The 11,727-nt window shown below is 74.1% G+C and carries 11 protein-coding genes; 1 reads left to right on the top strand and 10 read right to left on the bottom strand.

What is annotated here, in order from left to right:
• Nucleotides 1-116: 116 nt before the first annotated feature.
• Nucleotides 117-1,280, bottom strand: coding sequence for a signal recognition particle-docking protein FtsY (gene ftsY, locus GQ466_RS05590; protein ID WP_161101647.1), 1,164 nt, complete (start codon nt 1,278-1,280; stop codon nt 117-119).
• A 60-nt stretch (nt 1,281-1,340) separates the two neighbouring features.
• A complete protein-coding gene (gene smc / locus GQ466_RS05585) occupies nt 1,341-5,009 on the bottom strand; it encodes a chromosome segregation protein SMC (RefSeq protein ID WP_161101646.1) in 3,669 nt (1,222 codons plus the stop codon).
• Nucleotides 5,010-5,121: 112 nt separating this feature from the next.
• Here smc and GQ466_RS05580 point away from each other — a divergent pair, with 112 nt between their 5' ends.
• Nucleotides 5,122-6,015 carry an alpha/beta hydrolase gene (locus GQ466_RS05580; protein ID WP_161101645.1) on the top strand — a complete coding sequence of 298 codons (894 nt, stop codon included), beginning with the start codon at nt 5,122-5,124 and terminating at the stop codon, nt 6,013-6,015.
• Nucleotides 6,016-6,139: 124 nt separating this feature from the next.
• Here GQ466_RS05580 and GQ466_RS05575 read toward each other — a convergent pair whose 3' ends face one another.
• From GQ466_RS05575 to GQ466_RS05540, 8 genes are all read right to left on the bottom strand, one after another.
• Nucleotides 6,140-6,337, bottom strand: coding sequence for a hypothetical protein (locus tag GQ466_RS05575; RefSeq protein WP_161101644.1), 198 nt, complete (start codon nt 6,335-6,337; stop codon nt 6,140-6,142).
• Nucleotides 6,338-6,512: 175 nt separating this feature from the next.
• Nucleotides 6,513-6,803 carry an acylphosphatase gene (locus tag GQ466_RS05570; RefSeq protein ID WP_161101643.1) on the bottom strand — a complete coding sequence of 97 codons (291 nt, stop codon included), beginning with the start codon at nt 6,801-6,803 and terminating at the stop codon, nt 6,513-6,515.
• A gap of 11 nt (nt 6,804-6,814) precedes the next feature.
• A complete protein-coding gene (gene mutM / locus GQ466_RS05565) occupies nt 6,815-7,711 on the bottom strand; it encodes a bifunctional DNA-formamidopyrimidine glycosylase/DNA-(apurinic or apyrimidinic site) lyase (RefSeq protein ID WP_161101642.1) in 897 nt (298 codons plus the stop codon).
• Nucleotides 7,704-8,411 carry a ribonuclease III gene (gene rnc / locus GQ466_RS05560; RefSeq protein ID WP_237417753.1) on the bottom strand — a complete coding sequence of 236 codons (708 nt, stop codon included), beginning with the start codon at nt 8,409-8,411 and terminating at the stop codon, nt 7,704-7,706. The genes mutM and rnc overlap by 8 nt, the downstream gene beginning before the upstream one ends.
• A gap of 307 nt (nt 8,412-8,718) precedes the next feature.
• Nucleotides 8,719-8,898, bottom strand: coding sequence for a 50S ribosomal protein L32 (gene rpmF, locus GQ466_RS05555; RefSeq protein WP_103563677.1), 180 nt, complete (start codon nt 8,896-8,898; stop codon nt 8,719-8,721).
• A 1-nt stretch (nt 8,899) separates the two neighbouring features.
• Nucleotides 8,900-9,508 carry a YceD family protein gene (locus GQ466_RS05550; RefSeq protein WP_337193332.1) on the bottom strand — a complete coding sequence of 203 codons (609 nt, stop codon included), beginning with the start codon at nt 9,506-9,508 and terminating at the stop codon, nt 8,900-8,902.
• A 153-nt stretch (nt 9,509-9,661) separates the two neighbouring features.
• Nucleotides 9,662-10,138, bottom strand: coding sequence for a pantetheine-phosphate adenylyltransferase (coaD, locus tag GQ466_RS05545; RefSeq protein WP_161101639.1), 477 nt, complete (start codon nt 10,136-10,138; stop codon nt 9,662-9,664).
• Nucleotides 10,139-10,234: 96 nt separating this feature from the next.
• On the bottom strand, nt 10,235-11,683 hold the full coding sequence (locus tag GQ466_RS05540) for a penicillin-binding transpeptidase domain-containing protein (protein ID WP_161101638.1): 1,449 nt from the start codon (nt 11,681-11,683) through the stop codon (nt 10,235-10,237).
• Nucleotides 11,684-11,727: the final 44 nt, after the last annotated feature.

Here is an 11,727-nt window from a genome sequence, read left to right as displayed (position 1 = left end):
GCTAGGAGACTTTGCCAGTGAGCGACGGTGTCAGGGCGCGGTTCCTCGTCTGCTCCTGACAAAAACACTCCGCCCGCGCGGTAAGGCGCGGGCGGAGGGTCAGGCCGTGCGGACGGTCAGTCGCCGAGGATCGCGTCCACGAAGGCTTCCGGTTCGAAGGGGGCGAGGTCGTCCGCGCCTTCGCCGAGACCGACGAGTTTCACCGGAACGCCCAGCTCCCGCTGCACCTGGACGACGATGCCGCCCTTGGCGGTGCCGTCCAGCTTCGTGAGCACCACGCCCGTGACGTTCACCACTTCGGCGAAGACGCGCGCCTGCTGCATGCCGTTCTGGCCGGTGGTGGCGTCCAGGACGAGCAGGATCTCGTCGATCGGGCTCTGCTTCTCGATGACCCGCTTGACCTTGCCCAGCTCGTCCATCAGGCCGGTCTTGGTGTGCAGACGGCCCGCCGTGTCCACGATGACCGTGTCGGTCTTGTCGTCCATGCCCTTCTTGACCGCGTCGAAGGCGACGCTGGCCGGGTCGGCGCCCTCGTCGCGCCGGACGACCGGGGCGCCCACCCGCGACCCCCACGTTTCGAGCTGGTCGGCGGCGGCGGCGCGGAAGGTGTCGGCGGCGCCGAGGACGACCGTCCGCCCGTCCCCGACCAGGACGCGCGCGAGCTTGCCGCAGGTCGTGGTCTTGCCGGTGCCGTTGACGCCCACGACGAGCACGACGGCGGGCCGGGTGCCGTGCGGGGCCGTCTTCACCGAGCGGTCCACGTCCGGGCCGATCTGCTTGATCAGCTCGTCCCGGAGCATCCCGCGCACCTCGTCCGGCGTGCGGGTGCCGAGCACCTGGACGCGGGTGCGCAGGTCCTCGGTGATCTGCCGGGACACCGCGACGCCCATGTCGGCGCCGATCAGCGTGTCCTCGATCTCCTCCCACGCCTCGTCGTCCAGCGTGTCGCGCGACAGCAGGCCGAGCAGCGCCTTGCCGAACGTCCCCTGGGAGCGGGCGAGCCGCGCGCGCAGCCGGACGAGCCGGCCCGCCCCGGGCGGCGGCCTCTCGATCTCCGGCTCGACCCGGGCCGACGGGACGGGCGGCGGCTTCTCGATGACCGGCGCGGTCGCGCGGCCGTCCTCGACCGTGGCCGCCGGGGCCTCCCCCGCCTCCGCGCGGGGCCGTTCCTCCGGTTCTACGGGTGGGCGCGGCCTGCGGCGCGCGGGACGCAGGAACATGACGCCGCCGACGACCACGATCAGCGCGGCGAGCACGGCGAAGAGGATGACGTATTCCATAGCCCGTCCAGTTTTCCAGACCGGCCGCGCCGCGCCGAACAGGAGCCGGTCGCGGCGCGGTCAGACGGCGTCGGCGTCGCGGAGCCGCTGGCTGATCACCTGGGTGACGCCGTCGCCGCGCATCGACACCCCGTACAGCGCGTCGGCGCCCTCCATCGTGCGCTTCTGGTGGGTGATGACGATGAGCTGGGACGACTCGCGCAGCTCCTCGAACACCGTGATGAGCCGCTGCGTGTTGGTGTCGTCGAGGGCGGCCTCGACCTCGTCCAGCACGTAGAACGGCGACGGACGGGCCTTGAACACCGCGACGAGGAACGCGATGGCCACGAGCGACCGCTCCCCGCCCGACAGCAGCGACAGCCGCTTCACCTTCTTGCCCGGCGGGCGCGCCGAGACCTCGACGCCGGTGGTGAGCATGTCGTCGGGCTCGGTCAGCGACAGGCTGCCCTCGCCGCCGGGGAACAGCCGCGCGAAGATCCGGACGAACTCGCGCTCGGTGTCGGCGTAGGCGGACCCGAACACCTGCTGGACGCGGTCGTCGACCTCCTTGACGACGTTCATCAGCTCGCGCCGCGTCTTCTTGAGGTCTTCGAGCTGCGTGGTGAGGAACGCGTGCCGTTCCTCCAGCGCGGCGAACTCCTCCAGCGCGAGCGGGTTGACCTTGCCGAGCTGGGCGAGCTGCCGGTCGGCGGTCTTGGCGCGCTTCTCCTGCGCGGCCCGGTCGTAGGGCTGCGGCACGGCGTCCTCCGCCGCCTCCGGGCCCGGCGGGACGGGCTGGTCCGGCCCGTACTCGGCGACGAGCGCCTCCACCTCAAGACCGAACTCCTCCAGCGCCCGCTGCTCGTACTGCTCCAGCCGCAGCCGCTGCTCGGCGCGCGCGACCTCGCTGCCGTGGACGACGTTGACGAGCCGTTCCAGCGTGCTCGACAGCTCCCGGACCTGGCCGCGCACGACGCGCAGCTCGGCGTCGCGGGCGGCGCGGGCGCGCTCGGCCTCCTCGCGCCGCGCGACGGCGTCGGCGAGCGACCGCTCGATGTGCTCCAGCGCGGTCAGCGCGCCCCGGTGGACGGCGGCGGCGACCTTGGCCTGTTCCTCCCGGCGGGCGCGGCGGCGGGCGGCGCGGGCCCGTTCCTCGCGCTCGCGGCGGGCGCCGTGCTCCAGCGCGTCCGCGCGCCCGGCGATGGCCTGGACGCGTTCCTCGGCGGTGCGGACGGTCAGCCGCGCCTCCATCTCCACCGACCGCAGTTCCTGGCAGCGGGCGTTCAGCTCGTCGCGCGCGGCGGTGTCGTCGCCCGCCTCGTCGGCGACCTCGGCGGCCTCCTCGGCCTCGGCGAGGCGCAGCGCCAGCTCCTCGGCGGCCTCGGTGTCGGCGGCGAGCGCGTCGGTGGCGGCGTCCAGCGCCTTGGACAGCCGCTCGGTCTCGCCGCGCGCCGCCCGCGCGTCGGCCTCCAGCCGCGCGGCGCGGCGGGCCTCCTGCGCGACCTCCGCCTCGGCCTCGCGGACGCGGGCGCGCACCCGGTCCAGTTCGGCCTGCGCGTGGTTGACGCCGGTCTGCGCCTCGGCGGCGGCGGCCTGCGCGGCGTCCAGCGCGGCCTGCGCGTCCTGCTCGGCGGCGGTGGACGCGGCGAGCGCGGCGGCGGTCTCGTGGGCGGCGGTCTCGGCGGCGGTGAGGTCGGCGGCGGTCTCGTCCAGCGTGGCGCGCATCTGCAGCAGGCCCTGCGCGCCGCCCGCCGCGCCGCCGCGCGCCCAGTGCGCCCCGACGAGGTCGCCGTCGCGGGTCACGGCGCGCAATGTGGGCTGCCGCCGGACCAGCGCCGTGGCGGCGGCCAGGTCGGCGGCGACCGCGACGTCGCCGAGCAGGTACGCCAGCGCGGGCCGGACGGCGTCGGGGGCGGTGACGGCGTCGATGACGTAGTCCACGCCGTCGACCCGGTCGGCGGCTGCTCCGGCTCCCCCGCCGACGAGCAGGTCCGCGCGGCCCGCGTCGCGGTCGCGCAGCAGGGCGAGCGCGGCCTCGGCGGTGTCCAGCGACCCGACGGCGACCGCGCCGGCCACGTCGCCGAGCGCTGCCGCGACCGCCGTCTCGTAGCCGGGCCGGACGGTGAGCAGCGCCGCGACCGTCCCGAGCACGCCGGGCAGCGACCCGTCGCCGGACGCCGCGAGCAGCGCCTCGCCGCCGTCCGCCGCCGTCGCCAGCGTCAGGTTCAGCGCCTCGACGCGGGCCTGGAGCGCGGCGACGTGCTTCTGCGCGGCCTGGTCGGCGGAGCGGGCCGCCGCGACGGCCGCCCGCGCGTCCTGGAGGCCCCGGCGGGGCGTCTCGACGGCGGCGCGGGCGGCCTCGGCGGCGTCCCGCGCGGCGGCCAGCGTGTCCTGCGCGGTCTCGTGCGCGGCGGCCAGCTCGGGGTCGACGGCCGTCTCGGACGCGAACGCCGCGAACTCCTCCTGCGCGATCTCGGCGCGGCGCTCGGCCTCGGCGCGGGCGTCGGTGAGCCGTCCGATCTCCGCCTGCCCGGCCTGGGCCTTGCTGCGCAGCGCCTCGACGCGTCCGCGCAGCCGGGCCAGCCCCTCGCGGCGGTCGGCGGCGGCGCGCGCGGCGGCCTGGAGGCGGCGTTCCTCGGCGGTCAGGGCGTCCTCGGCGGCGGAGCGCTCCCGGACGGCGCCGTCCAGCCCGTCCTGCGCCTCCTCCAGCGCGGCGCGCAGCATCTCCTCGCGCTCGCGGACCTCGGCGGCCTCGCGCTCCATGTCCTCGGGGTCGCGGCCCCGGCGCTCCTCGGCGCGGTCCTCGGCGGCGTTGCGGTGCCGCTCGGCGGCGAGGTCGGCGACGCCGCGCAGCCGCTCCTTCAGCGCCGACAGCCGGAACCACACGTCCTGCACCTGCGCGTACTGCGGCGCGGCCTCGGCCTCCTCTGCTTCGAGGACGGCCTCGCGCTCCTGCGTCTCGGCGAGCGCGCGCTCGGTCTCGACGCGGCGCTCGCGGATCCGCGACTCGTCGGCGGCCTCCTGGTCGAGCCTGGTCCGCAGCGTGACGAGGTCGTCGGCGAGCAGCCGGGCGCGGGCGTCGCGCAGGTCCGCCTGGATCACGGCGGCGCGCCGCGCGATCTCCGCCTGGCGGCCGAGCGGCTTGAGCTGGCGGCGCAGCTCGCCGGTGAGGTCGGTGACGCGGTTGAGGTTGGCCTGCATCGCGTCGAGCTTGCGCAGCGCCTTCTCCTTGCGCTTGCGGTGCTTGAGGACGCCCGCCGCCTCCTCGATCACCGCGCGCCGTCCCTCCGGACCCGCGTGCAGCACCCGGTCGAGCTGGCCCTGCCCGATGATGACGTGCATCTCGCGGCCGATGCCCGAGTCCGACAGCAGCTCCTGGATGTCCAGCAGGCGGCAGGAGTCGCCGTTGATGGCGTACTCGCTCTGCCCCGACCGGAACATCAGCCGGCTGATCGTGACCTCGGAGTAGTCGATGGGCAGCGCGCCGTCGGAGTTGTCGATCGTCAGCACGACCTCCGCGCGGCCGAGCGGCGCGCGGTTGGCGGTGCCGGCGAAGATGACGTCCTCCATCTTGCCGCCGCGCAGCGACTTGGCGCCCTGCTCGCCCATCACCCACGCGAGGGCGTCCACCACGTTGGACTTGCCGGACCCGTTCGGGCCGACGACGGCGGTGATGCCCGGCTCGAACCGCAGCGTCGTGGAGGACGCGAACGATTTGAATCCGCGCAGCGTCAGAGTCTTCAGGTACACGGCGCCGTCGACCTCCTCCCCGGGAACCCGTCGAACGATACCGGCGACCGGCCCCGGACACGGGATTCACCGGCGCGACGTGCCATGATCGGCGCCGGAACGGGGGACGCGGATGGTCGGCAGACGGCTGGTGCTCGGCGGCGCGGGCGGGCTCGCGGCGCTCGGTCTCGCCGGCCTCGGCGGCTTCGGGCTCGTGGAGACGCGCGTCCTGCCGGGCCGGGTGCGGCTCGACCGGGCGCTCGGGCGCTGCGGGTCGGCGCCGCCCGTCCCGGACGAGAGCGCGGACGTCCGCGAGGAGCGCTGGCGGTCGGCCGCGCGCGGCACCGACGTCGCGATGACGGTCGTCACGCCGCGCGGCGTCCCGGCGCGCGGACTGCCCGTCGTCGTCGCGCTGCACGGCGCGGGCGGCGACCACCGGGCCGTCCTCGCGCTGCGCCTCGACCGTTACCTCGCGCACGCCGTCGCGCACGGCACGCCGCCGTTCGCCGTCGTCGGCGTGGACGGCGGCGCGACGTACTGGCACCGCCGCGCGACCGGCGACGACCCGCTCGCGATGATCACCGGCGAGGTGCTGCCGCGGCTCGCCCGGCGCGGCCTGCGCACCGAGCGGATCGGTCTGCTCGGCTGGTCGATGGGCGGCTACGGCGCGCTGCTGTCCGCCGAACGGCTCGGCGCCGGGCGTGTCGCCGCCGTCGCCGCGTCGTCGCCCGCGCTGTTCACCTCGCTGGCCGCCGCGCGCGGCGCCAACCGCACCGCGTTCGACGACCCCGACGACTTCGCCCGCAACGACGTCTTCGCCGGACTGGACGCACTGCGCCCGGTTCCGGCGTGGATCGACTGCGGCACCAGCGACACGTTCGCCCCACTGGCCGGACGCCTGCGCGACCGGTTGCGGCCGAAGCCCGCGGGCGGCCTGTTCGGCGGCTGCCACGACGGGCCGTACTGGATGCGCCGCGCCCCCGGCCACCTGGACTTCCTCGGTCGCCGGCTGGCCCGCGGCGTCTAGCGGGCGGCCCGCCGTCCGGTGCGCGAACGGCGGGCGAACACGTGCAGGCACGTGTAGATGGGGACAAACAAAAGGGACGCCCGCGTCGCGGCGTCCCTGTCGTTGTTCTCGGTTTGGACGCTGATCAGGTCAGCGCCGGTTCACGGTCCTTCACCGCGAGCGACAGAACGTCGTCGCCGTTCGCCGTCGCGAGCTCGTCGTTCTCCTCCTGAAGCCGTACCAGCTCGGCTTCCAGATCCCGTACGCGCTGCTGAAGACGCCGCATCTCCGCGACCATCCGGGGGTCGGGACCGCCGACGTGGCCGAGTAGAGCCTTCGCCATGACTAAGGGTCCTCCACGCTGAGTAACCAGCAGGAATCGCGCCCGCAGAAGAGTTGTCGGTGCGCGTTTCATCTAGAGTCGCACCGGCGCGTGTCCGGGTCAAGATGGACATCACGGGCCGGTAACAACCTGTCTTCTCCAGTTTAGCAGGTTTAAACCGGGTCTCCCTACCCGATCACCTCTCCACGAAACCGGAGAGGCCCCCGCGCGGCTCCGACCAGCGGGACGCCGCGCCTTCGACGGTTCCCGGACGCCCGGGCGCGTCGGGCGCGGCGAGCACGTCCAGCAGCGCCGCGCACGCCGCGCGCGGCCCCTCGGCGACGACCTCGACGCGTCCGTCCCGCAGGTTGGACGCGCTGCCGACCAGGCCGAGCTCCAGCGCGCGCGACCGCACCCACCAGCGGAAGCCCACGCCCTGCACGTGCCCGCGCACCCAGACGGTGAGCCGCGCCGCGTCGGTCGTCATCGGCGGTCCTCTCAGAAGCGCGCCCGGCGCGGGCGCGGCTGGCAGACGGGACAGGTGAAGGACGAACGGTTCATGAACGCGTCGCGGCGGATCGGCGCGCCGCACCGGCGGCACGGCTGGCCCTCGCGTCCGTACGCCTCCAGCGAGCGGTCGAAGTAGCCGCTCTCACCGTTGACGTTGACGTACAGCCGGTCGAACGAGGTGCCGCCCGCCGCGAGCGCCAGCGCCATGACCTCCCGGGCGCCCGCGAGCGCCCGTTCGGACTCGGCGCGCGTCAGCGTCTCGGTCGGCCGCGCGCCGTGCAGCTTCGCCCGCCACAGCGCCTCGTCGGCGTAGATGTTGCCGACGCCGCTGATCAGCGACTGGTCCAGCAGCGCGCGCTTGAGTCCGGTGCGGCGGCGGCGCAGGCGGCGGACGAACTCGGCGTCGTCGAACGCGTCCTCGATCGGGTCGGGCGCGATGTGGCGGATCGGTTCGGGGACGGTCTCGTCCGGCGCGCCATGAGCGTCCGGGACGAGGTCGGCGACGAGCAGGTGCCCGAACGTCCGCTGGTCCACGAAGCGCAGGTCCAGGCCGCCGTCGGCGAACGTCAGCCGGACGCGCAGGTGCTTCTCGCGCTCGCGGCCGGGCTCGCCGACCAGGAGCTGCCCGCTCATCCCGAGGTGGGCGAGCAGGGCCTCCGACGGTGCGGCGCCGTCCCCGGTGAACAGCGGCAGCCACAGGTACTTGCCGCGCCGCCGCACGGCCGCGACCTCGGCGCCCGCGAGCCGTCCGGCGAAGTCGCCCGCGCCGGCGGTGTGGCGGCGCACGGCGCGCGGGTGCAGGACCTCGGCGGCGGCGACCGTCCGGCGCGCGACCCAGCGTTCCAGGCCGCGCCGGACGGTCTCGACCTCGGGCAGCTCAGGCATCGCCGGCGGCGGAGTCCGCTTCGGCGGCGCGGCGGACGGTGGCGGCGCGGATCGCCGTCCACGCCGCCTCGGCCGCGTGCTGCTCGGCCTCCTTCTTGCTGCGTCCCTCGCCCGTCCCGTAGGCCGTGCCGCCGACGTGCACCGACGCGCGGAACGTCTTCTGGTGGTCGGGGCCGCTCTCGGTGACGTGGTAGTCCGGCACGCCCAGTTCCTCGACGGCCGTCAGCTCCTGCAGCGAGGTCTTCCAGTCCAGGCCCGCGCCGAGCCCGGCCGAGCGGGCGATGAGCGCGTCGAACAGCCGGTGGACGAGCGCGGCGGCCTCGTCCAGGCCCCGGTCCACGTAGACGGCGCCGATCAGCGCCTCCAGCGTGTCGGCGAGGATTGACGCCTTGTCGCGTCCGCCGGTGCCCTCCTCGCCCCGGCCGAGCCGGATGTGCGCGCCGACGCCGAGGGCGCGCGCCACCCCGGCGAGCGCCCGCATGTTGACGACGGCCGCGCGCAGCTTGGCGAGCTGCCCCTCGGGCAGGTCGGGATGGCCGCGGAACAGCGTGTCGGTGACGACGAGCCCGAGCACCGAGTCGCCGAGGAACTCCAGGCGCTCGTTGGTCGGCAGGCCGCCGTTCTCGTAGGCGTAGCTGCGGTGCGTCAGCGCGCGGTCCAGCAGCTCGGGGGTGACCGCGACGCCGAGCGCGCGGGTCAGTTCCGCCGTGTCGGCGGCATGGCCGGGTTTCCTCCCGCTCACGTGCCCTCCTGGGAGCAGCGGCGACCGCGGTCGCCGATGAGGCGCGTGACGGACGGAACGCCCGGCGGTCTGGGAAGGTCCGCGGAGACGAGGTGCGCGCCGGTGGTGGAGCGGGCCCGGCGTGTACCACGGCTCCGGGCGCGGTCCCCGGAGACGGCCGTGGCACCGGCGTCAGCGCCGATGACGGACCGGACGGCGGGCGCCGCCCGGGACGGACGCGGTCACGGGGGACGGTCGGGCGACCGTCCCCCGTGCTCGCGGACGTTCAGGACGACGGGCTGATGACCTGCCGCCGGTCGTAGGTGCCGCACGTGGCGCAGGCCGTGTGCGGCAGCTTCTTGTCGCGGCACGTCGGGCACTCGACGAGGGTCGGCGCGACGGCCTTCCACTGCGAGCGCCGGTGGCGCGTGTTGCTGCGGGACTTCTTCCGCTTCGGGACGGCCACGTCAGCCCTCCTGCTTTCCTTCTCGTGGGTCGATCGGTCCGCGAGGGCCTTCGCCCCCGCTCCCCCCGGGGGAGGAGCCCGGCGCTGCGTTCGGCGTTGCGCCGTCGCCGGTCAGGTCCTTGAGCGCCGCCCATCTCGGGTCGGCGACATCGTGGTGGTGGTCCGGCTCGGCGTCCGCCAGCCGGGCACCGCACTCCGGGCACAGGCCGGGACAGTCGTCCCGGCACAGCGGGGACAGCGGCAGCGCGAGCACCACCGCGTCCCGGAGCACCGGTTCGAGGTCGATCAGGTCGTCCTCGAGCCGGAGTTCGTCGTCCTCGGCGTTCCCGCCGGAGCGGGTGTCAGGATAGACGAAGAGTTCCTGGAAGTCCGCCTCGAAGGTCGAGGAGATCGGGTCCAGGCAGCGGGCGCACTCCCCCGTGAGCGGCACCGACGCCGTGCCGCTGACGAGCACGCCCTCGAGGACGGCCTCCAGCAGCAGGTCCAGTTCGATGTCCGCGCCTTCGGGGACGCCGACCATCTCGCCGCCGAAGTCGGCCGGGGCGGGCACCTTGTGCTTCTCCCGGCGGGACGAGCCCGGCTGCCTGCCGAGAGCCCGGGTGTCGAGCACCAGCGGGGCGCTTGGATCGAGGCGAGACAGCGGAGACTCCAACGCTCAAGAGGAAGAGACGGCCCGGTGTTCGAGCACGGCGGATCGCAGCCGCCGTGCGGCCGGTACACCAGGGTATCCGACGGCGGGAGCGCCCCCCAACTCGGCGGGCGGTCACTCCTGGAGGCGCTCGGCGAGGCGCTGGTGGACCATCTCGGGAATGAGGCCGGTGACGTCGCCCCGGTATTTGACGATCTCTTTCATGAGGCTCGACGAAAGGTAGGAGTACAGCGGGTTGGTGGACATGAACATCGTCTCGACGCCCGCCATGCGGTGGTTCATCTGCGCCATCTGCAGCTCGTACTCGTAGTCGCTGACGGCGCGCAGCCCCTTGACGATCATCGGGATGTCGTTCTGGCGGCAGAAGTCGACCAGTAGACCGTGCCAAGTGTCGATCCGGATGTTGCCGTACTCCCGGGTGACCTCTTCGAGCATCGCGACGCGCTCGTCGATCGTGAAGAGGCTCTTCTTCGTCTTGTTGATGAGGACGGCGACGACGACCTCGTCGAACAGCCGCGACGCCCGGCTGATGATGTCGAGGTGTCCGTTGGTGACGGGGTCGAACGATCCGGGACATACGACGCGGCGCACGGGGTGGCTCCCATCCTGGCGACTCTGCCTTGGTGCAGGTGAGGACCCTGCGGCGCGACGGTACCAAATCCGTCTCAAGTGACTTTCACCCGGGCTTCAGTCCCTCAAAGCGCCCAGGATCCGCGCGGCGAGGCGGCCGGACTCGATGCCGTAGCCGTCCGCCTCGGTCATGACCGCGACCGCGTATTTCGGGTGGTCGCGGGAGTCGAAGCCGATGAACCAGCGGTCGTTGTACGAGGCGCCGTCGATGTCGGCGGTGCCGGTCTTGCCGCCGCCGACCGGGCCGCCGCGCAGCGTCTTGCCGGTGCCGGTCCGGACGACCTCGCGCATCATCGCCAGCAGGTCGGCCGCCTGCGCGCTCGTCAGCGGGCGCGACATCCGGCGCGGGCGGGCCTCCTCGACCACGCTGCCGTCCGCGCCGCGCAGCTTGTCGATCAGGTAGGGCCGCATGACCGCGCCGTCGTTGATCGTCGCCGCGGCGACCAGCGCCATCTGGAGCGGCGTCGCGACCGTGCTGCCCTGGCCGATCGAGCCGAGCGCGCTCAGCGACGGCTGGTCGGTGCGCTGGAACGAGCTGGCGGCGGACGTCATGCCCTTCTCGATCGGGATGCCTTCGTAGAAGCCGTATTTGCGCGCCTGGTCGGCGATGGCGGTGTTGCCGGGCTCCTCGGCGCCCATGCGCGCGAACGTGGTGTTGCACGACTGGGCGTAGGCGTCCAGCAGCGAGATCGCCGACCGGTCGCAGAGGCCGCCGATGTCGCCCTCGTCGTTGTTGATCGGACGGGTCGTGCCCGGCGGCAGGTAGCTGCGCCCGGTCCGCACGGACGTCTCCGTCGTCGCGCCCCCCACGAGGTCGGCGGCCGACACGATCGTCTTGAACGTCGAGCCCGGCGGGAACACCTCGCCGGTGGCCTTGTCCAGCAGCGGCTTGCGGGGCGCGGCGTTGAGCCGGTCGAACGCCCGCTGCGCGGCCTTGGCGTTCAGCGTCGAGACGTCGCCCGCGTCGTAGGACGGGTAGGAGGCCAGCACGCGGATCGCGCCGGTCGACGCGTCCAGCACCACGGCCGCGCCGCGCCGGGCGCCGCTGCCGCGCAGGGCGGCGTAGGCGGCGCGCTGCGCGTCCGGGTCGATCGTCGTGTCGGCGGTGCCGCCGGGGACGTGCTTGCCGGTCAGCTTGTCGAGGAAGCTCGTCGTCGCGAGCCGCGCGTCGGTGCCGTCGAGGATGTGGTTGGCGGCGTTCTCCACGCCGGTCTGCGCGAACAGCGAGAAGTAGCCGGTGACGGGCGAGAACACGAGGCTGTCCTTGTAGCGGCGCTCGTAGCGGTGCTCGCCGACCGGCACCGACCACGCCAGCCGCTCGCCGCCCGCCGTGATCGGCCCCCGGTCGGTGGTGTTGCGGTCCTGGAACTGGCGGGCGTTGAGCGCGTTGTCGCGCAGGTCCTGGGCCTGGAAACCCTGGACGTACGTCACGTTCACGAGCAACGCGACGACCATGATCAGGGTGAGGATCCACGCCCTTCTGACGGCTCTGTCGATGCCGTCCATGTCCGACCTCCGTCCCCGGGGAGCACAGTCTGATCCTCTCCAGG

The sequence above is a fragment of the Actinomadura rayongensis genome, from assembly GCF_009831215.1.
Classification (GTDB): Bacteria; Actinomycetota; Actinomycetes; order Streptosporangiales; family Streptosporangiaceae; genus Spirillospora; species Spirillospora rayongensis.
Note: the sequence above shows the minus strand (reverse complement) of the source record. Positions and strands in the feature narration are given on the sequence as shown.

Coding starts and splice junctions, on each gene's coding strand:
- GQ466_RS05570 (WP_161101643.1), bottom strand. CDS start 6,803: ATGACGACCGACGCGGCGCGGCTCACCGTCTGGGTGCGCGGGCACGTG.
- GQ466_RS05540 (WP_161101638.1), bottom strand. CDS start 11,683: ATGGACGGCATCGACAGAGCCGTCAGAAGGGCGTGGATCCTCACCCTG.
- ftsY (WP_161101647.1), bottom strand. CDS start 1,280: ATGGAATACGTCATCCTCTTCGCCGTGCTCGCCGCGCTGATCGTGGTC.
- GQ466_RS05575 (WP_161101644.1), bottom strand. CDS start 6,337: ATGGCGAAGGCTCTACTCGGCCACGTCGGCGGTCCCGACCCCCGGATG.
- mutM (WP_161101642.1), bottom strand. CDS start 7,711: ATGCCTGAGCTGCCCGAGGTCGAGACCGTCCGGCGCGGCCTGGAACGC.
- GQ466_RS05580 (WP_161101645.1), top strand. CDS start 5,122: ATGGTCGGCAGACGGCTGGTGCTCGGCGGCGCGGGCGGGCTCGCGGCG.